Origin of the sequence: Haloarcula sp. CBA1131, from assembly GCF_008728975.1 — an archaeon.
GTDB classification, from domain to species: Archaea; Halobacteriota; Halobacteria; order Halobacteriales; family Haloarculaceae; genus Haloarcula; species Haloarcula hispanica.
Genome location: NZ_RPCY01000002.1, coordinates 88,193 through 110,258 on the forward strand (window position 1 = coordinate 88,193; position 22,066 = coordinate 110,258).

The following is a 22,066-nucleotide window of genomic DNA, read 5'->3' on the forward strand; positions in this document are numbered from 1 at the left end:
TTGGATAACCGTTGTGACCCGCATAACATTGAGTACATAAATTATTAGTTAGTAAGTTTTTATCCGCCAGAATAGACGTAATCAATGCCAATCGATCACTTTGTGGATTTCAAAGCGTTTTTGACTAACTAGTTAGTAAGTTCCGTCACAGCCGCCATGGATGACGATACAGCTACCGAAATTCTCGACGCGACGTTCCGCGCCCTCTGCCAGCACGGGTACGCCGCGCTCACGGTCAAAGACATCGCTGCCGAGGCAGACCGGAGCAAAGCGTCTATTCACTACTACTACGACAGCAAAGAGAACCTCTTTACCGAGTTTCTGGACTTCTTGTACGAACGATACACTGCAAAGATAACGGGCGTCGACGGGAGTACACCGCGGGAAGAACTCGATTCGCTGTTGGACACCGTTCTCACTGATGGGCGACAGACGCCCGGTCAGGAGTTCAGAACGGCAATACTCGAAATAAAGGCACAGGCCCCGTACAACGACGCCTTCCGGACACAGCTGGCCAGGTTCGATGCCGTGCTCTTCGACCGGCTGCGGGAAATCATCGCGGCCGGCGTCGAAACCGGGGAGTTCGATAGCAGGGTCGAGCCGGCCGTCGCAGCGGAGTTTCTCGTGACGGCGATTACAGGTGCCCATACCCGACACGTCGCCACAGACCGTTCGATAGACAGATTCAAAGAGACGATTACGCGATACGCTGAGACCCATCTCCTGACGGACACGCCAGCGGAGGCGACCCGCTGATGGGGATTCGAAGTCGCGTTAGTGCGCTGTTCAAGGGGCCCGAGGAGTTCGACCTCACGTCGGGTGGCATCGGGAAGCCGCTGTTTTTCCTCTCGATGCCGATCGTCATCACGAATCTCTTCCAGACCGCGTACAACCTCGCGGACACGTTCTGGCTCGGCCAGTACAGCACGGACGCGCTGGCTGCAATCAGCTTCGCGTTCCCGATGGTGTTCCTCCTCATCTCGCTCGGGATGGGGATATCCGTCGCCGGCAGCGTCCTCGTCGCGCAGTTTACCGGCGCAGGCGAGGAGCGCGACGCCGAGTACGCCGCCTCACAGACGGTCACGTTCGCCGTCATCGTCTCGTTCGTTCTCGGCATCGCGGGCTATCTCGGCGTCGATACGTTTCTGAGCCTGATGGGCGCGTCCGAAGACGTCCTCCCCATGGCGACTAGTTACATGGAGGTCATCTCACTCGGCCTGCTGTTCATGTTCGGCTTCTTCGTCTTCGTCGCGCTCATGCGGGGCTACGGCGACACGATAACGCCGATGCTCGTCATGTTCGGCTCAGTTGTGCTCAACATCATCATCGACCCGTTCCTGATATTTGGCTGGACAGTCGTCGAGAACGCGCCGCTCGTGGGTACTGTCTCGTTCCCCGAACTCGGCATCGAAGGGGCCGCCATCGCGACCGTCTTTTCCCGGGCGCTGGCGCTGGTCGTCGGGCTGGCGATCATGTTCCGGGGGAACCGCGGCGTCCAGATTCACCTCCGCGATATGGCACCGGACCTCTCGTATCTCCGCCGTCTCGTTCGCATTGGCCTACCCGCCTCCGTCGAGGGGACGGGGCGTGCGCTGTCGATGAACCTGCTGTTGGTCATCGTCGCGATGTTCCCGGACACGGTCGTCGCCGCCTACGGCATCGGAACGCGCGTGTTCTCGGTCGTCTTCCTGCCGGCTATCGCGGTCGCTCGCGGCGTCGAGACGATGACCGGCCAGAACATGGGGGCCGACAAACCGGATCGGGCAGCGAAAGCGGCCGGCCTCGCGGCGACGGTGCTTTTCGGCGTGCTCACCCTTGCTGGGGTCCTCGTCTGGTTCACCGCCGCACCGATAGCCGACCTGTTCACGACGGACCCCGAAGTCGTCGAAATCACGACGCAGTTCCTCCGTTACGTTGCGTTGTCCTTCGGCTTCATCGGTATCATGCGGGCCTACACCGGGAGCTTCCGCGGTGCCGGGAAGACGCTCACCGCCGCGGCCATCTCCGTGCTGATGCTCGGAATCATCCGCTTCCCGATTGCGTGGTTCGCCGCTGTGCCGCTCGGCGAGACCGGCATCTGGCTGTCGTTCGCCGTCTCGAACGTCGCAGGGGCGCTCATCGCCTACGGCTGGTATCGACGCGGGACGTGGCGAGACAGCAACCTCACCGAAGCCAAGGTCGATATCGACGAAGCGGGCGTCGAGATGTCGGCTGACGGAGACTGACAGCAGGGTGCGAGCGCGTGTGACACCCTTCGAGTGAACCAATGCTTTCAGGGGAGCCGCCGTTACTGCTGCTATGCCCGCAGAACCGAACGCCAGTCAGGAGCCCGCGTCGCCGCTGTTTGCAGCTATCTACGATCCGGCTACGGCACTCGTTGAGCGGACGCTCTTGCGACCACATCGTGAGTATCTGGTAGCGAATCTGGATGGAACGGTACTGGATCTTGGCGCTGGAACCGGCGCGATGTTTCCGTATTTCGAGAGCGTTGCGACCGCCTCGACGGAGGTTCACGCTATCGAGCCAGACCCGCATATGCGGCGTCAGGCGGAGGAGAAGGCAAACGCGCAGGCCACGCCGATTCATATCGAGTCGGCACCGGCGGAAGCTCTCCCGTACGACGAGGACACGTTCGACGTCGTCATCGCCTCCATGGTTTTCTGTACGATTCCAGAGGTCGAGTCCGCGATAAGTGAAATCGTCCGCGTACTCAAACCCGGCGGCGAACTGCGTTTCTTCGAGCACGTCATCGACGACGGGTGGCGCGCCCGGGTACAGTCAGCCCTCGCACCGCTCTGGAGGCGTCTCGCCGGCGGTTGCCACCTCACCCGACAGACGGGGACGCAGCTCGTCGCTGAACAGTCGTTCGACGTCGTCGAAATCGAGCGACTCAATCTGGGCATAACGCCAATCCGGCCGTTCGTTCGGGGACGGCTCCGCAAGCGCTCGGTGTCTTCGACGCGGTAACTCGGCGGCGATTAGCTCTGACTCTGCGTGACAGACTCCTCCTCGTTTGGCTGGATGACGACAAAGCCGTCGTCACCGGTAAACTCCATCTGGATCGATTCCCCAGAGGTCTGGCCGATTTCGAAGGTCTTGTTCATCTCGATAGACGGCGAGAGATTCGAGCTCCACGCAACGGTCGCGTCCGGGTCGGTGAACACCGGCGGCGTCATCACCAGCGGGTCGCCGTGTGTCGTCAGCGCGACTTCGCCGGGGCCGGTGAGGTAGACGTTCGTCAGGCCGCCAGCAGCCATGCCAGAGAGACTGCCGACAGTGTTGATTTCGTAGTCGATAGTTGATTCGAACGCGAGCACGTCAGTGCCGTTGACCGATATCGATTCTCCGTCATCGAGGGCCAGCACCTGTACCTTCTTGCCGTTCTCGGCCACGTAGAGGTGGCCGCTCCCTTCGGCCTCCATGACTGGCGTCCCTTCGCCGCTCACGGCCTCCTTGACGAAGCCCGTGATACCGCCTTCCGCCGAGGATTTGCCAGTGAACGTGACCTCGCCGGTGTACGCGACCATCGACCCGGCTTTGACCATCACAGTCCCATCGAGTGGGATGTCAAGTAGCCTGTTGTTCTCTTTCTGGAACCCATCGCCACCGTCTGCGGGGGCGTTGGAGCGGACGAATTCCTGTAAGTCCATAGTTACATCGGGACACTCGATAGGCCATGCTCATAGGCCTCGTGAAGGATTAAAACGCATTTTGTGCGAACATTTCACATATCGAGGAGTTACACTGCGAGCGGACAGAGAAGAAGCGGAGAGCGAGTATAGCCGAATAGCTATTCCGTATCGCTATACAGTCGTTCGAGGAGATCAGTGACGCCAGCTTTGGTTTTGAGGTAGCGCCGCTCTCCATCGGGTGTTCGAACAGCGTAGTTGTACACGACGCTGTCCGGGACGTACCACCGGTCGCTGTATGTGGCCAGAACTTCGTCAGGGTTTCCACCGTCCGTGACTTCAAAAGGTTCGTCAGTTGTATCGGCATCAGAAACCGTACACTCACCCTCGGATTCAGTCAGTGGTTTCGACTCGGCACCTGTCTCAGTTGGCTGTTCAGTGCCATCACCTGTGATACAGAGGTCACCGGCTATCGGATAGTCACCGGGGATACCTGTAATGAGGTTCTCAGAGCGACCGGCTTTTAGCGCTTCTCGCATCAGGATGTCCTGTGCGCTGATCACGCGCTCGCCGTCGTCCGGATACCGCTGGTGGTACTCGCCGTCGCTGTCCATCTCCCAGAGCTTGCGGTTGTCCGAGAGGAGGAGGTCGAGGGTGAAACGGAGTTGGCGCTGGATTTTGGGGCTTGTCACGGGTGTGACTGCTTCGACCCGGTAATCGAGGTTGCGGGTCATCCAGTCGGCGCTACCGATGTAGTACTCGGGGTCGCCCCAGTCGTCTTCGGTAGCGGGGTCGCCCCGTGCGCCGTTCTCGAAGTAGAAGATACGGGAATGCTCTAGAAAGCGGCCGACGAGCGAGTACACCGAGATGTTTTCGCTGATGTCTTCCAGTCCGGGTCGGAGGCGGCAGATATCGCGGACGATGAGGTCGATGTCGACGCCTGCCATCGATGCGCGGTACAGTTCGGCGACGATACCGGGGTCTTCGAGTCCGTTGATTTTTGCGACAATACGGGCAGGCCGACCGGCCTGTGCGTGCTGTGCTTCCCGACGGATGCACCGGGTGAACTCCTTGCGCATGGTCACCGGTGCGATGAGGAGTTCGCGGAACTCCTCGTCCAGCGACGGCCCGGTGAAGAAATTGAACACCTTGGTCAGGTCGCGGCCGATGTCACGGTCGGCGGTCAACAGTCCGAGGTCGACGTATCCCTTCGCCGTCTCGGAGTGATAGTTCCCCGTGCCGATGTGGGAGTACAGTTCGACGCCGTCGTCTTCCTCCCGAACGACCAGCGCCGTCTTCGTGTGGGTCTTCAGCCCCACCGTTCCGTAGGCGACGTGGATACCGTTTTCCTCCAGTTTGCGAACCCATTCGAGGTTGTTCTGCTCGTCGAAGCGGGCCTTCAGTTCGACCATCACCGCCACCTGTTTCCCGTTTTCAGCGGCCGTTATCAGCGACTGGATGATCTGTGAGTCGCTTGCGGTCCGGTAGATAGCTGCTTTCACCGCCAGAACGTCCGGGTCTTCGGCTGCTGCTGAGAGAAACCGCTGGACGGTGTCCGTGAAGTCGTGGTACGGGTGATGCAGCAATATGTCTCCGTCTTGAATGCGCCGGAAGACACTCGGATCCGTCGTATCCGGCCTCCCAAACGACTGCTGTCGGTGACCGTTGAGACGGGGGTGTGGCTGTGGCGTCCACTCATCCAGCGAGAGGTCCGGTCGGTCAAGGTCGGTCAACTCCGCGAAATCCCGGTAATCCAGCGGACCCGGGAGGTCGTATATCTCGCGCTCATCGAGACCGAGCTGTGTCGCGAGCGTCGAGCGAATACGGGAGTCGGCGTCGGGGGAGAGTTCCATTCTGACGACCGACGCGAATCGCCGCTGTTCGAGGACGTCTTCGACCATGTCAATGAGGTCCTCGGCAATCTCCTGATTACGTCGGACCTCCGCGTTGCGGGTCAGTCGGAACAGGGCCGTGTCGACGATTTCGACGTTCGGCAGCAGCAGATCGAGGTTCGCACGGATGACCTCCTCAAGCAGTACGTATCGAGTATCGTCCCCGAGTTGGACCAACCGCGGCCTGTTCGGCGGAATCTTGATTCGGGTGAACGTCGGGTCCTCGGCGTTCGGATGCCGGGTGAGAACAGCGAGCGAGAGCGACCGATTAGAAATAAACGGGAACGGATGTGCCGGGTCGAACGAAAGCGGTGTCAGGGTCGGCAACACAGACTCCTCAAAGTAGGTTCGCAGTTCAGACTGTTCCGCGGCAGCAGCGTCGTCGTAGTCGAGAATCTCGATACCTTCCGCAGCAAGCGCGGGACGAATCGCGTCGCGGTAACAGCGGGCCTGCGTCGCTAGCATCGGCCGCAGGGTCTCGTGGACCGCCGCCAACTGCTCCTCGGGCGTTCGACCGTCTGGGGCCGTCTCGGTCACGTCGGCTTCTATCTGCTGTTTGAGGCCGCCGATGCGTTTCATCGTGAACTCGTCGAGATTGCGAGTGACGATAGCGAGGAACCGGACCCGTTCCAACAGCGGATTCCGTTCGTCCAGCGCCTCGTGGAGCACGCGCCGCTGGAACGCGAGCGCACTCAATTCACGGTTGAGATACAGCGACGAGTCGGTCAGGTCGACATCCGCTGGCTCGTACGCGGGGATGGCGGGTTCTGAATCGTGGTCCATCGGGTTACGTTGATGTCGGCGGGGCACGCTCCGGGTCGACGATGCTATCGGACGACCGGGCTTCGTGGGTCGTCTCCGGGTCCACCGTGACGAACTCCTGCGTCGAGCACTGGTACGCCGTCAACTGCCCGCCGTAGACGCACCCGGTGTCTAGACCAACCGCAGTAGGTGTCTCGAATGGCTCGGAAAGCACCGTGTGACCGAAGAAGATGCGAGGGTCAGCACGGCGTGTTTCGAACCAGTACGGGCGGTCGTAGCTTCCGTCCGAAACAAGTGAGCGCATGTTCAGCAGTTCAGTCAGTTCGTGCTCCGCGATTGACTTGCGGTGGTCGACGCCACCGTGGACGACCAGCGAATCGTCCCACGAGATTGCCACCGGGAGCGACGCCATCCACGAGAGGTCGTCGTCGGTCAACGACGGAATCGATTTGCGGCCGTCGATGAGTTTCTGCTCGTTGTTGCCACGGACGGTGAGGAAGTTCGGCGTATGCCGGACCATGTCGACGACACCAGCGCTGTCCGGACCTTTTCGGACGAGGTCACCAACGAAGACCACGAGTTCGTCCGGGGTGGGGTCTAACCGGTTCAGGAGGCGTTCGAGGGTCGGACGACACCCGTGGACGTCGCCGACAACGTAGATTTCCTCCCATCTGTGACCGCGGATTCGCTGGTGTGGTGCGCCGAGGTCCGGATGAAACGTCGGTGGTGAAGCCATCTATGTAAGGTCGTTTGTGAAACATCGGTGAATCTGGTATAGGTGCTTTATATGAGTTCTATATAGCTGTATGAGAGCGAATATATGCTCGCCGCCTGCTGTCGAACCAACCGGCGGTGACTGGTTGCTTCTCAGTTACAACAGGGCGGAAGTGACATTCTGATTTTTCAGTCCTCCGGCTGAATCACGGGTATGCCGACAAGCGATTACACTCCCGCCGACACGTTGCGCCCTGCAACGCCGGCGGGCTATCAGTCACCCCAGCCGTTTCGATACCCGCCGCTCGTGATACTCGGTCTCGTGAGTGTGCTGGTACCGGTCGCTGCGGTGGTGTTCGGCGGCATACTCTGGTACGCCCAGGGAACCGCGCTCGACGCCGTTTTTTTCGGTCGACGAAACCGCCACAGGCATCACGTTCACGCTCGCGTCTGGACTGGTCAGCGGGAGCGGCCGGCGACCTTTACTCAGTTGCAACGCTACTCAGAACGCCCGCGGGGTCACTCACGTATGACAGCGATATCCGCCATTCGTATATTTTCTGTCCTGAAGCGTAACCACGGTTTATCTGGACCAGCAACACTGTGACAGCGCACTCAAGCGCTCGTCATTGATGGACACTTCCCCCGAAACGCCAGTCCAACAGGCTCAGCGAGTTCGAGGATTGTGAGTCACCCCTCGACAGCATCTCTGGTGTGTTCGGCGTCCAGCCCGAACAGCAATCCGGCGAGAAACAGCAGTTCGTTGCCGTGATAGTACTGTTCCATTACAAAAGTGATGAGGCCGATATCCGGAGTGGTCGCGCCCAACAGCACTAAGACGAGCGCGAGAGCAGCAGCGAGTCCAGCGACCCATCGGATGACGATACCGGAGAGCAGTCCCACCACAAAGACGACAACAGCAGTGAAGAGGCTCATGTCTCGCTCCAGCGTGTAACAGCCGTTGGTCTGACAGTGGCTTCCATAGGATGAACAACACTTCCGCCATATTTAGTTCTACTAGCAGCAGGAAAATAGAGCTACGTCACTCGATCCCGGCAACGACACGCGGCAGACACCCCTCGCCCGGTTCGAAGTACGAGTAGTGGTCGGCAACGAGGTCAGTGACGTTCACCTCCTGGTAGCCGTCGGGAAGCGGCCCCGCGTCACGAGTGCCAGCGTGGCCTACGGCGTGGGTCCGATCCGATGCCCGGTACACCCACGAAAGGACCTTATCGTTGTGGCTGTAGAAGTTCGACACCGGTGCGTCAACGGCCGCTATGGCGTCGCCGTATCGGCCACCCTGCACCACGCTATCGTAGGGGATGGCACCACCGAGCAGTGACACCGAGGCAAGCGCGTCTGTCGCCCCTCGCTCGGCAAGCACCCGGAGGGTCTCACCGGTCACACGCCCACCAAGTGAGTGCGCGAGCAAATGGACCGGCCGGCCGTCGGTTTCGGCCCACTCGACCAGCCACTGAGCGAGGTGGGTACTGTTCGCCTCGGCGTTGTCCTTCGCCTGCTCCCACTCGACATCGGAATCCCAACTGTACGCGATAACCGGTGTGGGCCGTGTTCCGTCGAGTGCTACCTGCGCCGTATAGGCATTGTCGCGCGCCCTCTCGGCGTCGGTACTGAATCCGTGGACGAACAGGAACACCTCCGACGCGTCGTCGAACGACCACATGCCACCAGTCTCGAAGGCTGGCCCCTCCGCCGCGTCGAGGAGCCCGCGCGTAGTGACGACCGGCTGTGAGTCCGGCGCAGTGTACCCGCCCGAGTCGCCTTGTAGCGACCAGTACACGTAGGCACCGCCGCCCCCGAGCAGACCGAGTCCGCTTCCGAGAGCGATGAGCAGCCGCCGTCTGGTCACACCCGTTTGACTGTCCATGGCTAGTAGCTTGTGGATAGGTCACAGGTGTACCGATAAGTCAGTTGAGATTGTCGCGTCCGGAAACGGGAAGCAACGCAAGAGCTGTGTCACAGCCCGCAGGCTTCATGTTTCGGCGGGCGGTTGACGGAGCCATGACGACCTGGGACGAGCGATACCGAGCGGGCACGTACCCACAGCGCCCGGACCCACATCCGGTGTTAGAACGATACCTGCCGACCTTTCCACCGGGTCGGGCGCTTGACGTCGCAACCGGGACCGGACGGAACGCGCTCCCGGTCGCAGCGGCCGGGTACCGCGTCGATGCGGTCGACCAATCGCGAGCGGGGCTGCACATTGCCCGCGAGAACGCACGCGAAGTGGGCGTCGAAGACGATATCGAGTGGATACAGGCGGACCTCGACTCGTTCGGATACCCGGCGTCGACGTACGACGTCATTACGGTTAGCTTCTATCGCCCCGTCGACCGCCTCCCCGACATTATCGAGGCGCTGGCCGACGGCGGCTGTCTGTTCATCCAGCACCACCTCCGGACGACCGACGACGTGGACGGCGGCCCCTCCGGGGAGCGGTACCGGTTCGCCTCGAACGAACTGCTCAGGGCCGGACTCGGCCTGACGGTGTTGCACTACGACGAGCGCACTGCAACAAGGGACGGGACGACCGCAGCCACCGCCCAACTGGTCGCCAGGAAGTCACAGGGCGGTCGGCAGTCGTATCCGGACATCTCGGAGTAGGGTAGCAGACGGAGACAGGGTGTCAGACAACTCGTCACAGGCTATTGATTTCAGGCAGTGTAGACTGAACAAGCTGCACAGTCGGTCTGCGTATCTACCATCTTCACTCAGAGGGCGCAGGTTCCAACGATGTGCGGTCGAGGCCGACAGTGTCGTAGTCCTGCTCGGTCGAAAGGACTCGCTCTTCGCCGGTTGTGACGAGTCCAGCGTGGAGTGCATCGAATGGGGTGAGATCGTACTCGTCGAGGAACGCTGCGGCGGCTAGAACCGCGTCCTCGTGCTCTTCCGGCACGATTGGAACCAGTTCGAGCAGGTTGGTAATTGCCCGCGGCGCATCGATCTCGTACTCGGCCGCCTCACGGTCGTAGAACAGCACCAGAACCTCGGCGTACGCGAGTATCGAGGTATGTATGTCATCGTGCTCTTCGAGGGCGCGGACTGCGGCGTCCTGAAGCCAGTCGTCGTCCTTCAACAGTGCGGTGAGAAAGTCAGTTTCAACGTACACGACTTACGCCTCGCCATCCTGTGTCCGATCTTTCGCTTCCTCTTGAACCTCTCGTGATATCGCCTTCCGCGATTCAGTTTTCAGCTTGTCGGCCTCTGTCTCTGCAAAAGCATCGCCAACGGCCGCTCGGAGGCCCTCTAGCGGGTCCTCGTCAACTGGGAAGAGTGCGACGTGGCTCGGGAGTTCAACGATACGATACTGGTCACCGAACCGGTCGCGGACATCCTTCGGGAGGTAGATCCGTCCTCGTTCGTCTGTCGTCTTCGACATGACGTATTCAGCCTTAGTGTGGGAAAGAATAAAAATATTCCCGTAAATATAGTAGATTTCCCGCCCATATTGAGTCGTCCAGTCCGACCAATTTTCAAGCTCATTTACTGCTTGAGTTGTATTGACCGTCTCAAAGTGGGTGTGATAACGGTTCTATACTACTCTAGAGGTGACCGTAGAACAACCAAGAAGGGTACCGCGAACGGGAAACCAGAAGAACTCGGAGATCAATCCCCGGTCGGTTCTTCGCCGCCGTCGGCCAGCGCCGGGAGCCGCTCACGCTCGAACCACGCGAACTCCCGCGGGAACTGGTCCGTCGCCGCCAGGTCCCAGGGGTCGCCGTCCGTGACCAGTGGGCCCTCCAGCCACGAGGTTACGAGGTTCCAGACGAAGATGAGCTGGCCGATGACCAGCAGGACGACACCCAGCGTCGCCAGCTGGTGCAGGAGCGTAAACAGGTCCACCGGGCCAGCGGTCAGAGCGTACGTGGCGTACCGGCGGGGCATTCCGGCGTAGCCGAGCAGGACCATCGGGAAGAAGGTGACGTTGGTCCCGACAAGCGTCAGCCAGAAGTGCCACTTCGCCAGCGAGCGCTGGTACCACCGACCTGTGTAGAGCGGGAACCAGTAGTAAATGCCCGCAAAAACAGCGAAGGCGATCCCGCCCATGATGACGTAGTGGAAGTGAGCGACGACGTGGTATGTGTCGTGTAAGATGAGGTCGACGGGGATGGCGGCCTCGAAGACGCCGGTGACGCCGCCGATGATGAAGTTCCCGACGAACCCGACACAGAAGAGGAACGGCGCGGTCGTCCGCAACGCGCCGTTCCACATGGTCGCCATCCAGTTGAAGGTCTTCACCGCGCTCGGGATGGCGATGGCGATAGAGACCGCCATGAACGAGGCCCGTAGTCGAGGGTCCATACCCGTCGCGAACATGTGATGCGCCCAGACGCCAAAGGAGAGAACTCCGAGCGCCAGCGTCGAGTAGACGACGAACTTGAATCCGAACAGCTTCCGCCCACAGAACTTGGGCAGGATGTAGCTCACGAGTCCCATCGGCGGCAGGACGAGGATGTACACCTCGGGGTGGCCGAAGAACCAGAACAGGTGCTGCCACAGCAGCGGGCCGCCGCCGTCGAGCGTGAAGAACGTCGTCCCGAGATTGCGGTCGAGCAGGAGCATGACAAGCGCGCTGCCCAGCAAGGGGAAGGCAAACAGGATCTGTGCGGACTGCACCAGGACAGTCCAGGAGAAGATATCGAGGGTGGCCCATGTCACGTCCTCGCTCCGCTCGGTGAAGATAGTCGCGATGAAGTTGATCGCCCCCATCGTCGCCGCGACGCCCGAGAGGTGGAGGCCGAGCAGCATCAGGTCCACGCCGGGGTTCTGCTGTTCGATCGACAGCGGCGTGTACATCGTCCAGGCGGTCTGTGCCGGTTCGATGTTTTCGAGGAACGGCCCGCCGAGGACGCCACCCCAGATGAGCAGCGCCGCCGGCGGCAACAACCAGAACGCGATGGCGTTGATTCGCGGAAACGCCATGTCGTCGGCCCCGATGAGCAGCGGGATCAGGTAGTTCGAGAACGCCGCCAGCATTGGCGTCCCAAACAGGAACAGCATCGTGATGCCGTGGGTCGTCAGGAGGCCGTTGTAGGCACTGGCACTGAGGAAGTCCTCAGCGGGGTACATCAGTTCGAACCGCATCAGAACCACGGCGATACCGCCCCACGCGAACGCGACGACGGCGAACACGCCGTAGAGAATCCCGATATCCTTGTGGTCGACCGTCGTCAGCCACCGGAGAATCCCGCTCGGCTTCTCCGCGTGGGTGCGTTCGTGCGCCCCGTGGCCGCCACCGATCGCAATCGTATACGACCGCCAGTCTTCGATCCGTGCGAGTATCCCAGCGATACCGACGAGCAGTATCGCCATCAGTACTGTCGTCGCCAATGCGCCTACAGACACCATTTGGAGGGTCTTTATACGGACTGCCCGTGGTTCTTATCGGGAAGATGTTCGGAGACAGTTTATATGCATCCAGAGTACGAAGCGGCGCGTCTACAGACGAAGCGGTTCGGGACCGAGGTTTTCCGTCGTGCGGTCGGAACTCCTCGCGATGCACCCACAGCACCGAAACCGACAGCGAGCGAGTGTGCGCACTGGCCGGCGTTCGAGCCAGTCCGCATCGACCAGCCGCGACTTCGGCCCTGTAGTTCTTCGAGACCGCAGTGACGAGGAGGACGCGCGATGACAGCGACCGATTTCGACGCCGTCCGGGAATACGACGACGACCAGTTCTCGGCTGTCGAAGTGTTCCGCAGCGACCGGATGAAAGTCGTCTGTGGCTACTTCGAACCCGGCCAGTTTATTCCGGTGCACGCGCCCGCGAGCGACGTCGCGATACACGTCCAGTCCGGGAGCGGTATCGTCCGTGATGGAGACACGGAGCGGGCGGTCGAGCCGGGCGACGTAGTTGTCGTCGAGGCCGACACCGACCGCGGTGTCAAAGCGGACGAGGATGGTCGGCTGGAGGCGTTACTGGTGACGGCACCGCCGCCGACCGACGCCGAACACGAACCGGTCCGGAAAGGGCTCAAGCAGAACGAGTTCGATCCGTAAGCCCAGCTCAGAGGGCTGTTGCTGGGAAGTCCAAACCGGAATACGGCAGGCAGTCGATTGGATCGACGGAAGCGTCATCCGCCGCGAGTTTCGCAGGAACGGTATCGACAGCTGGAGTCACAGTTCGTCGATGATTTCGCTTGCGAAGGTCGTCATCGCCGCCTCTGGCTCCGCCGCTCGAAGCCCGACGATAACGTGGTCGAGGCCGTGCTCTTCGAGCCGTCGGAAGTACTCTCTGAACCACTCGACGCCGGCACGATAGCCCAGGTGGAGCGGTTCGGGCTCCGCCGTCGGATCAGCAGCGAACTCGACCTGAACGGCAATCGTGAACGGCTTCTCTGACGCGTGGCTCCGCCATGTGTCGAGATACGACTCCAGGGTCGACTCGGGAAGGTGGTAAAATATCCAGCCGTCGCCGTTCTCGGCGATCCACTCCGTGGACTGTCTGGCGTTGCCGGTCGGGAAGAGCGGGAGCGTGTCCGTTGTCGGTTTCGGGAGGACATCGAGTTCTCCGTCGAGGTAGCCCCAGGAGCCATCGAGCGTCGGGTATTCCTCGCGCCAGAGCACGCGAAGCGCCTCGACGCTTTCGCGGACGAGTTGGCCCCGGTTCTCGGGGTCGACGCCGAACGCCGGATACTCCGGGTCGCGGTCGCCCGAGGCGACGCCCAGCACGAGACGGCCGTCGGAAAGCCGGTCGACGGTCGCAGCCGATTTCGCCATGTGGAGGGGATGGCGCAGCGGGAGAACGATACTCGCGGTGCCAAGCGCCACCGACTCGGTGTGGGCGGCGACGTGGGACAGCAGGGACCACGGGTCGAAGGCCCCGCCGGCGTCCCCGAAACGCGGCCAGTACGTCGGCACGTCTCGCGCCCAGAGCGCGTCGAAGCCGACTGTTTCGGCGTGGCTTGCGAGCCGGAGTTCCGCGTCGATATCCGGCGTCGACTCCGTTTCGCCCGTGAGCGGGAACCCGAGGCCGAACGAGAGGCCGTCCCCCCCGAACAGCCGCCGATAGCCAGCGTTCGCGTGGTCCACGTCAGTCATCAGCCGCCTTTCACGCTGGAGGCGTATTTGCACACGGGTGGATTGCCCACTACGGGTCGTCGTCCGGCGTATCAACTGCCACGGTCTCCGACGCCCCACTCCGGGGGAGTTGCCACTCGACATCTAGCGCACGGTCCGGGAACGACGGCTTGGCAACGACTTCCAGCGTCCGGTCTTCGGCTGCCGGTGTGACGGGCGATGCGATCATCAGTCGGGCCACGTCAGCCCGCGAAACGCTGCCCCAGAGCTTCGCTCCGGGCTCGGCGACGGAGACGGTGTCAGTTCGCGGCCCGTTCGTGAGCACGCCCGGGCGGAGGATCGTGTGTCGGACCGGGGCGTCGCGAATCGCGGCCTCGGCCTCCGCTTTCGCACGTTGTATCGGCTGGATGACGACGTCGAAGGCCGTCGCGAGCGGACTGGCCGGCTCGTCACCCACGCCGATAGCGGATTCCATGACGAACGCCTCGACGCCAGCGTCGACGGCCGTATCAAGGAGATTGATGGTTCCCGCACCGTCGACGTACTCGTCCCGGGACCAGACGTCCGTGATGTTCGAGCCGACGGCGCTCAGGACGACATCAACGTCCGACAGCGCCTCGGCCAACGCAGTCGGGTTCAGCAAGTCGTCGACGACGACCTCGTCAGCGCCGGCCGCCTGCAGGTCGTCTGTTTTCGACGGTGTGCTGGTCAGTGCTCGGACCGTCGGCACGCGCGAACTGAGCAGTCGGAGCGTCGCGCGCCCGGTCCCGCCGCTGGCTCCGGCGACAAACACCGTCTCCACGTCAGAAGGGTCCATATCGTGGCTTGGGGCTGCCGGTACATGATTGGCTGGGCCTGTTTCGTCAAATCCAGATCGTGATCGCTCTACTGCAACCGCAGACGTCAGTCGTCACACGGCGGTGTCTGCTGGGACGAGGATGTCTCCTCGAAGCGGTGATAGAGCCGGCGCAGTTCCATGCGGATGGTCACACGCTCGATGAGAGCGAAGCCCGCAACGACGACCAGGAAGCCGACGAACGTCCACAGTGACACCGACGAGCCCAGCAGTACCCAGCCCATGAGCGCGGCGAAAATCGGCACGACGTACGCGACCAGATTCGCACGGACCGGGCCGATACGCTTGATGAGGCCGAAGTAGATGGCGTACGCGACTGCCGTCGAGGGGATGCCCACGGCCACGATGCTCGCAATCGTTTCGGGGCCGATGCCGATGACGGCCATAGGTGGCTCCCCGGCCAGCAGGCTCGCGATGTGGAGCAACACCGCGCCGACAGCCATCGCCCACGCAGTCAGCGGTGTACTGTCCATCTGGGGGCCGACACGCTGGAGGAACACGCTACCGAGTGCAACGGCCGCTGCCGCGCCGAGGACCAGAAGTTGCCCGATGGCGCTCGCATCGGTGAACGTCGACGGCGACGGCTGCACGATGAGGATAACGCCGCTCAGCGCGATACCGATACCGAGCGCACCGAGCCACGATAGTCGGTCACCCAGCAGCCACCAGGCGAACACGGGGGCGAGTATCGGGTTCAGGCCGTACATCACGGACGCCGCTGCGGGCGTGGTCGCGCCCTGACCGAGGAACAACAGCCCGTTGTTGAGTGCGATCAGGAACAGCGCCGCCATCCCGATTCCAACGAAGTCCGCGCGCGTCCGTGGCAGCCACGTCGACCGGGGCCGGGTAAGGACGATGTAGCCAAGCAGCGTCATCGCTGCCAGGTCGAACCGGAGACCGGCAAACAGCACCGGTGGCAGCTCACGGAGCCCGGTTTTGATCGCGACGAACGAGCCACCGAACAATACCGCGAGTAGGACGAAAAGCGCGGTGTCACGGTAACGGGCCGGGAGTGAGGGACGATCAGAAAACGTGGACCGCAGCATCGGCCAGGTCAGTTGGACCACCCGTTAGAGCGAAGATATCTCATTACCTGTGTAACGGGTCGAAATGTGAAGAGGGCTGTGGGAGACGTGGTGTCACGGACCGACAGTCGTATCGGCAACTCCCACCGGGAAAGCTCGAAATCGATTCAGTCCCAGGCGGCGGGCGACCAGTCCGGATCGACGCGTCGGTCGACCGTGTCAATGCTGTCGATACGGTCGATTTCGGCGTCGGAGAGCGACAGGTCGAGGCTCGCCAGGTTATCGGTGATGTGGGCTTCGCTCGTGGCTTTCGGGATCGCCGTCACGCCCTTCTCGCGGAGCCACGCGAGGCTGACCTGCGCTTCGCTCGCGTCGTGGTCGTCGGCGATGGCTTCGATGACGTCGTGACCGAACACTTCACCGCGTGCCAGCGGGGAGTATGCCACCAGTTCGTAGTCCTGTTCCGCCGCGTGCTCGCGGAGTTCCGACTGCTGGAGGAACGGGTGCGTCTCGACCTGGTTTGCAAACACCGGAGCATCGAGCACGTCCATCGCCGTCTCGACGTGGTGCGGTTCGAAGTTCGAGACGCCGACGTTGTCGATCAAGCCGCGGTCGACGAGTTCGTCGAACGCCGGAAGCGTCTCCTCGGGTTCGTACTCGCCCGCCGCCCAGTGGACGTACAGCAGATCCACCGAATCGACGCCGAGTTTGTCGAGGCTCTCCTCGGTCGTCTCGATCACGTCGTCGTGCGAGAGGTTCGAGATCCAGACCTTCGTCGCCAGGAAGATATCGTCGCGGTCCACGTCAGCCGCAGCGAGACCGTCGCCGACGGCGCTTTCGTTGTCGTAGGCCTGTGCGGTGTCGATATGTCGGTAGCCGGCCTCCAGGGCCGTCCGGACGCTTTCGGCGCACTGTTCCGCGTCGTCGTTCTGCCACGTTCCGAGACCGAGCATCGGCATGCCGCTCGCTCGTGGACCGCCGTCTGTCGAGGACTGTTGCTGAGTCATTATCGGATACCGGAGCCTGCGACTTTAAGCCGTTTGGAAGCCGGCGGGTAGCGCCGATTATCGGACGGACAGCAGATTGACTGGCTACTACAGGTAGTGTACGGTCGTTCAGAAGCCATAGGACCCGAAAATCCAGAGCGCGACGACGGGCGATGCGGCGAGGAACGTGCCAAGAACGACCGTCCCGAGAACCGTCTCCCACCCCAGGCCCCGAACCGGTCGCTCGTACCGCCACAGCTGGACCGCAACGTAGACACCGGCGACGACTATGCCACCGAGCACCAAGAACGGCGGAAACCCGAGTGCCGGAAACGGTGGGAAACCGACCGCCGGAAACGGGTCCGAACCACTGGAGGCCGCGAAATCGAGGCCGATGCCGACAGCGCCGACGGCGGTGGCCGCGACGACGTACGAGATGCCAGCGATGACGTGCCGGAGTGCTGCAGCCAGCCCGAACGGCTCTGCATCGGTCGGCAACACCTCTGGGGCCGCGTAACTACCGATTCCAGTGTAGAGGAACGGGACGGTCAGCACACCGACGGCGACGGCATACGGAAGGACCGACGAGATCGCGACGATGAGAACTGCCATGGTCAGGGCGTACGTGCGGCCGGTCGCGCCCCCGAGAACCAGAGGCGGGACGAACAGCACAGCGATCGCCACCAGGGCAAACAGACAGAGCGGGACGGAGTAAGGCCGGAACCGCCCGACAAAACGGGAGAGAGACATGCCAGGGTCGTTTCGAACCCAAGCGCATAGGTTTTCGGCTCTCCAGTGAGAGTCGGAGTCAGCATACTTTTACGCTCCGTTGCGGTATCGTGACAGCAGAACGTCACTATCGCGGGTGAAACGCGCTATCACTGAGTCCTGTCCGGACCGCCGCTACCCGGTGGTCGCCGGACTTTACCAGACCGCGTTCCCACCCGACACGTCCGGGGGAGCCGCAGCGGCAACCGTTCTGGACCGAGAGGAAGCCGTCCCGGAGTCGCTCCCGGCAGCAGAGCTTGAAAACGTGCAACTCCTCCCCCACCGGACGGCCCTCCTCGAACACATGCCGACCAGCGCGACCGCCGCCGAGTTCGGGCCCGGAGACGGTTCCTTCACCGAATCAATCGTCCGGATCACGCAGCCGGAGACCCTCTATCTGGTCGATCAGTGGGAAATCGACGGGGAGCGCCAGGCTGTCAAGCGGCGATTCAGCGAGCATCAGGGCACCACCGGGACGCCGAGCCGATCACCGTGCCCCGTGATGCCGACACCGACTCGCTCGACTGGGTGTATATCAACAGCTCCCAGGAGTACGAGGCGACGCTGGCCGAACTCAGGGAGAGCCAGCGGGCCGTCACAGCGGGCGGCTACATCGTGGGCGACGACTACAAAATCGTGAACGGCGTCATCCCTGCCGTCCACCAGTTCTGTGCGGAGACCGACTGGCGGCTGGCGTCTCTCACGCTCGAAACGCACGGCCGTCGGAGTTACGCGCTCTCCAGGGAGTAAGGACCGTCCGCTGTACCGACTAAGCCGGCGAATTTCCTCGGAGTCGTCACCACATCTGCGGCGAAACCCAGTGACACGAGCGGCATCGTCGGCCAGACGGTTTATACGGCCGGACAGACTTGACCCTGTATGGCAGACTTCGGATTACAGGTGCGGATGCTCGTCGTCGGTGCGATTCTGTTCGCGTTCTACGTTTTCGCCGGCACGGCACTGTCGGTGCTGTTGGGCCTGCCGCTCGTCCCGGTGCTCCTCGTCGGAATCCTCGTGGTGCCGGCGATCCAGTACAAACTCGGGAAGTGGCTGGCACTCCGTGGCGCGGAGGATATGCCGGACGACCAGCGGTTCGGCTACGTCCACCAGATGGTCCGGCGGCTCTGCAGAGATATGAATATCGAGGAGCCCCGGCTGATGGTGATGGACATGGGCGTGCCCAACGCCTTCGCGGTCGGACGGAAAGGTGCGGGTGTCGTCGTCGTGTCGAGCGAACTGATGCAACTCCTCGACGACGACGAACTGGAGGGCGTGATCGCACACGAACTGGCCCACATCAAGAACCGGGACGTCATCACGATGGTCGTCGGCCAGTCTATCGGGATGCTCGTCGGCTACGTCGCCTACTTCGCGGTACTGTTCGGCGGCGAGCGAAACGTTGGCTCCTGGATCATGGCGATGATCGCCTCCTCGCTCGCGAACGCGCTGGTCATGGTGTTCGTGCTGGCTATCTCACGGTATCGGGAGTACGTCGCCGACGCGGACGCGCGCCGCGCCATCGGCACCGGCGAGCCGCTGGCCCGTGCGCTCGAAAAAATCTCTCGCGGTGCTGAAGGACGCGAATCGAAAGTCGAGGACAGCATGAACGCCCTCTGTATCTTCAACGCCGACAAGGGGCTGTTCGAGAAACTGTTCTCGACCCATCCCCCGACTGAGAAGCGCATTCAGCGGCTCCGGTCCTGATACTGCCGGCTGTAACTATTTCAAGGTATTTGCCACCCCGAGGTGGCGAGATTCTTCACAGACGTACAGCTGGCAGTATGAATCGGGAGGCGGACTGAACCGATTGGCACGGCTGTATCGCAGCCGACGCTCTCGTACAACTCTCTGGTAACTGGCCGCTTATCCGCGTCGAGCCGGAAGTATCGCTATGTCAGACACAATGCGAGCGGCGGTCGTGCCTGAGGCAGGGGCAGACTTCGAGGTCGTCGAACGGGACGTGCCCGAACCCGACCCGGGCGAGGTACGGGTCTCGGTCGACGCCTGTGGCATCTGTCACAGCGACGTGTTCACGAAAGAGGGGACCAACCCGGTCGTCTCCTATCCGCGGGTTCCCGGCCACGAGGTGGCTGGACACGTCGATGCCGTCGGCGACGCTGTCGATGCCTGGGACGTGGGCGACAGGGTCGGCGTCGGCTGGCACGGCGGCCACTGTTCGACGTGTGAGCAGTGTCGACAGGGGAACTTCCTCCAGTGTGAGAACGGCGAAATCACTGGGCTGAGCTACGATGGCGGCTACGCCGAGTACATGACCGCACCGTCGGAAGCGCTCGCCAAGATTCCGGAGGCGCTGGACGCGGCGGCCGCAGCGCCGTTACTCTGTGCGGGCGTGACGACGTTCAACGCGCTGCGGAACAGCGATGCGAACGTCGGAGATCTGGTCGCGGTGCAGGGCGTCGGCGGGCTCGGTCACCTCGGGGTCCAGTATGCTCACGCGGCCGGCTTCGAGACGGCCGCCATTTCCCGAACGCCGGAGAAGGAATCGCTGGCGAAAGAGCTGGGAGCCGACCACTTCATCAACGCGGCGGACGTGGATGCCGGCCAGCGGCTACAGGAACTCGGTGGGGCCGACGTCGTGCTGGCGACGGCACCGTCGAGTGACGCCATCAGTTCTATCGTCAGCGGAATCGGCGTCGATGGCTCAGTCGTAGTCGTCGGCGTTCCCGGCGAGCCAGTGGAAGTGAGCGCACAGCAGCTCGTCCAGAGCCGGGGCGGTGTCGAAGGCTGGGCCTCCGGACACGCGCGCGACTCACAGGACACGCTGGAGTTCAGTTCGCTCCGTGACATCGCGCCGGAGATAGAGACCTACCCGCTCGAAGACGTCAACGAAGCATACGGGCGGATGATCGACAACGAAGCGCGGTTCCGGGCCGTGCTGGAACTGTAATCGAGCAGGTCTCGATATCGGTTGAAGCGCGTCTATACGCCACAGTCCCGGCTGAGACCACAATTTCCCGTCGTGATTTCCCGGAGAGCAACGCCTTTGTCTGTGGATCAAGAACCCGTATTCAATGGACGGCACCGCCGACGACCGCGTCTACTACGTCATCAGCGACCTCCACATCGGCGGCGACGAGCAGCTAGAGGACGTGGAATTTCTCGACGAACTACTCGATTTTCTGGGGCGGTTAGAGACCACCGACGAGCACGCCGAACTACTCATCAACGGCGACGCGTTCGGGCTGTGGGAGTTCACCGGCATGTCGGGACTGGAGAAGTTCGACGCCCTCGAAGAGACCTATCCGTCGCTGTTCGAGCAGTTGCGAAAGACCGGCGAGAACATCCAGATCACGCTGATACCGGGCAACCACGACCACGAACTCGCGGCCTACGACGAGTACGTGGAGCGGTTCGCGGCGTACAACGTAGACCTTGTCCAGTCGAAGTCGATTACCCGTCCGGTGGGGGACCAAGCCATCCACCTCGAACACGGCAATCAGCAGGACCCCAACAACCGCATCGAAGACTGGGGGACACCAACGTGACGCCGCTTGGCTACTACTACAACACGCTCGTGACAAGTCGGGCCGGCCAGCTGTCGGACCGGGGTCGGTACAACTGGCTCAAGGACGTCCAGGCCGTAACGCCGACCGAGCGGGTCCCGGTGTGGATGCTCTCGAAGTACTTCTATCGGGAGATGAACCCGCTGTTGCGGTACGCGCTGGTCCCGTTCCTGTTGCTGTTCAACATCAGCGCCATCCTGGCGATTCTGGCGGCGCTGAACCTGCTGGGCGTCTGGTCCGCGCCGGTCGAAACGACGACGTCGTTTCTTGGCCAGTTCGGCACGGTCGGCACCGCCATCTGGATGCTGCTTGTCGTGAACGCGTCGCTGGCCGGGCTGCTGTTGCTCGTGGGCATCCCGTTGTACCTTCTGCGACAGGACATCAAGAAAACCATCAACCGGTTCGGAGTCTTCGAGACCGACCTCACGGTCGATACCCAGACACCGTACAAGGAAGCCGCCCGGGAAGTGTTCGACGAAAAGGAAGACGTGGTCGTCTTCTGTTACGGTCACACGCACCGGCCGAGCGTGCAGTCGGTAGACGGCGGGCTGGTCGTCAACAGCGGGACCTGGCTCAAACGCCTCCACCGTCGGGACGGCATCATCGGGCTCCTTCCGCCGGTGTTTTACCCCTCCTACCAGCTCTGTGCGGTGCGCATTACGGCCGAAGACGGGCAGGTGGTCGTCGACTACGAGGAAGTCCAGAAACCGAGCCCCAGTCCGGAGGAGCTGACACTCACCGAACGCCTGCTGACGGTCGGTCGGACACCCAACCCCGAACTCCCCGACCGTGCGGTCGTGGAAACCGAGCAGTCGGTGCCGCCGCGGGAACCGGCCGAGTAAGGGGTGGACCGGTCCGACGGCAACGTG

At 62.2% G+C, this 22,066-nt stretch carries 21 protein-coding genes and 1 pseudogene; 9 read left to right on the forward strand and 13 right to left on the reverse strand.

Going from position 1 to position 22,066, the window contains the following annotated elements:
• The first annotated feature begins 156 nt into the window (after window positions 1-156).
• From Har1131_RS15800 to Har1131_RS15810, 3 genes are all read left to right on the forward strand, one after another.
• Window positions 157-756: a TetR/AcrR family transcriptional regulator gene (locus Har1131_RS15800; RefSeq protein ID WP_064289004.1), complete on the forward strand. Its 600-nt coding sequence runs from the start codon at window positions 157-159 to the stop codon at window positions 754-756.
• On the forward strand, window positions 756-2,225 hold the full coding sequence (locus Har1131_RS15805; protein WP_014031232.1) for an MATE family efflux transporter: 1,470 nt from the start codon (window positions 756-758) through the stop codon (window positions 2,223-2,225). The genes Har1131_RS15800 and Har1131_RS15805 overlap by 1 nt, the downstream gene beginning before the upstream one ends.
• A gap of 73 nt (window positions 2,226-2,298) precedes the next feature.
• Window positions 2,299-2,967: a class I SAM-dependent methyltransferase gene (locus Har1131_RS15810; RefSeq protein WP_191907493.1), complete on the forward strand. Its 669-nt coding sequence runs from the start codon at window positions 2,299-2,301 to the stop codon at window positions 2,965-2,967.
• 11 nt (window positions 2,968-2,978) lie between these two features.
• On the opposite strand, the gene Har1131_RS15815 is transcribed toward Har1131_RS15810, so the two are convergent.
• From Har1131_RS15815 to Har1131_RS15840, 5 genes are all read right to left on the reverse strand, one after another.
• On the reverse strand, window positions 2,979-3,650 hold the full coding sequence (locus Har1131_RS15815; RefSeq protein WP_014031234.1) for an AIM24 family protein: 672 nt from the start codon (window positions 3,648-3,650) through the stop codon (window positions 2,979-2,981).
• A 140-nt stretch (window positions 3,651-3,790) separates the two neighbouring features.
• Entirely contained in the window at window positions 3,791-6,304 is a 2,514-nt protein-coding gene (gene ppk1 / locus Har1131_RS15820; RefSeq protein WP_151147405.1) for a polyphosphate kinase 1, read from the reverse strand.
• A 4-nt stretch (window positions 6,305-6,308) separates the two neighbouring features.
• Window positions 6,309-7,019, reverse strand: coding sequence for a metallophosphoesterase family protein (locus tag Har1131_RS15825; RefSeq protein WP_050038432.1), 711 nt, complete (start codon window positions 7,017-7,019; stop codon window positions 6,309-6,311).
• Window positions 7,020-7,687: 668 nt separating this feature from the next.
• A complete protein-coding gene (locus Har1131_RS15835) occupies window positions 7,688-7,933 on the reverse strand; it encodes a hypothetical protein (protein WP_050038431.1) in 246 nt (81 codons plus the stop codon).
• Window positions 7,934-8,039: 106 nt separating this feature from the next.
• A complete protein-coding gene (locus tag Har1131_RS15840; RefSeq protein WP_014031239.1) occupies window positions 8,040-8,885 on the reverse strand; it encodes a DUF726 domain-containing protein in 846 nt (281 codons plus the stop codon).
• A gap of 134 nt (window positions 8,886-9,019) precedes the next feature.
• Between Har1131_RS15840 and Har1131_RS15845 the strand changes: the two genes are divergently transcribed.
• Complete coding sequence (locus Har1131_RS15845; protein ID WP_014031240.1) at window positions 9,020-9,622, forward strand: bifunctional 2-polyprenyl-6-hydroxyphenol methylase/3-demethylubiquinol 3-O-methyltransferase UbiG; 603 nt, start codon at window positions 9,020-9,022, stop codon at window positions 9,620-9,622.
• A gap of 103 nt (window positions 9,623-9,725) precedes the next feature.
• On the opposite strand, the gene Har1131_RS15850 is transcribed toward Har1131_RS15845, so the two are convergent.
• The 3 genes from Har1131_RS15850 to Har1131_RS15860 all read right to left on the reverse strand — a co-directional run bounded on the left by Har1131_RS15850 (window position 9,726) and on the right by Har1131_RS15860 (window position 12,331).
• A complete protein-coding gene (locus Har1131_RS15850) occupies window positions 9,726-10,127 on the reverse strand; it encodes a PIN domain-containing protein (RefSeq protein ID WP_008312181.1) in 402 nt (133 codons plus the stop codon).
• Between the two features lie 3 nt (window positions 10,128-10,130).
• On the reverse strand, window positions 10,131-10,397 hold the full coding sequence (locus Har1131_RS15855) for a hypothetical protein (protein WP_014031241.1): 267 nt from the start codon (window positions 10,395-10,397) through the stop codon (window positions 10,131-10,133).
• A 227-nt stretch (window positions 10,398-10,624) separates the two neighbouring features.
• Complete coding sequence (locus Har1131_RS15860) at window positions 10,625-12,331, reverse strand: cbb3-type cytochrome c oxidase subunit I (RefSeq protein WP_174878676.1); 1,707 nt, start codon at window positions 12,329-12,331, stop codon at window positions 10,625-10,627.
• A gap of 315 nt (window positions 12,332-12,646) precedes the next feature.
• Between Har1131_RS15860 and Har1131_RS15865 the strand changes: the two genes are divergently transcribed.
• A complete protein-coding gene (locus Har1131_RS15865; RefSeq protein ID WP_014031243.1) occupies window positions 12,647-13,018 on the forward strand; it encodes a cupin domain-containing protein in 372 nt (123 codons plus the stop codon).
• Window positions 13,019-13,135: 117 nt separating this feature from the next.
• Here the strand turns inward: Har1131_RS15865 and Har1131_RS15870 are convergent, their stop codons facing one another.
• The 5 genes from Har1131_RS15870 to Har1131_RS15890 all read right to left on the reverse strand — a co-directional run bounded on the left by Har1131_RS15870 (window position 13,136) and on the right by Har1131_RS15890 (window position 17,655).
• The gene (locus Har1131_RS15870) at window positions 13,136-14,059 is read right to left on the reverse strand and encodes an LLM class oxidoreductase (RefSeq protein ID WP_014031244.1); all 924 of its coding nucleotides are present in this window, start codon (window positions 14,057-14,059) and stop codon (window positions 13,136-13,138) included.
• A 49-nt stretch (window positions 14,060-14,108) separates the two neighbouring features.
• Complete coding sequence (locus Har1131_RS15875; protein ID WP_014031245.1) at window positions 14,109-14,855, reverse strand: NAD(P)-binding oxidoreductase; 747 nt, start codon at window positions 14,853-14,855, stop codon at window positions 14,109-14,111.
• Between the two features lie 86 nt (window positions 14,856-14,941).
• A complete protein-coding gene (locus Har1131_RS15880; RefSeq protein ID WP_146417883.1) occupies window positions 14,942-15,940 on the reverse strand; it encodes a DMT family transporter in 999 nt (332 codons plus the stop codon).
• Window positions 15,941-16,086: 146 nt separating this feature from the next.
• Entirely contained in the window at window positions 16,087-16,878 is a 792-nt protein-coding gene (locus Har1131_RS15885; RefSeq protein WP_079891654.1) for an aldo/keto reductase, read from the reverse strand.
• A gap of 156 nt (window positions 16,879-17,034) precedes the next feature.
• Entirely contained in the window at window positions 17,035-17,655 is a 621-nt protein-coding gene (locus tag Har1131_RS15890; protein WP_225308141.1) for a hypothetical protein, read from the reverse strand.
• A gap of 510 nt (window positions 17,656-18,165) precedes the next feature.
• Between Har1131_RS15890 and Har1131_RS22175 the strand changes: the two genes are divergently transcribed.
• The 4 genes and pseudogenes from Har1131_RS22175 (at window position 18,166) to Har1131_RS15910 (ending at window position 22,039) form a co-directional block, all read left to right on the forward strand.
• A complete protein-coding gene (locus Har1131_RS22175; protein ID WP_225308142.1) occupies window positions 18,166-18,423 on the forward strand; it encodes a class I SAM-dependent methyltransferase in 258 nt (85 codons plus the stop codon).
• 129 nt (window positions 18,424-18,552) lie between these two features.
• Complete coding sequence (locus tag Har1131_RS15900) at window positions 18,553-19,377, forward strand: M48 family metallopeptidase (RefSeq protein WP_008312162.1); 825 nt, start codon at window positions 18,553-18,555, stop codon at window positions 19,375-19,377.
• A gap of 199 nt (window positions 19,378-19,576) precedes the next feature.
• On the forward strand, window positions 19,577-20,581 hold the full coding sequence (locus tag Har1131_RS15905) for an alcohol dehydrogenase (RefSeq protein WP_191907495.1): 1,005 nt from the start codon (window positions 19,577-19,579) through the stop codon (window positions 20,579-20,581).
• Between the two features lie 124 nt (window positions 20,582-20,705).
• Window positions 20,706-22,039: pseudogene (locus tag Har1131_RS15910) on the forward strand (metallophosphoesterase).
• The last annotated feature ends 27 nt before the right edge of the window (window positions 22,040-22,066 follow it).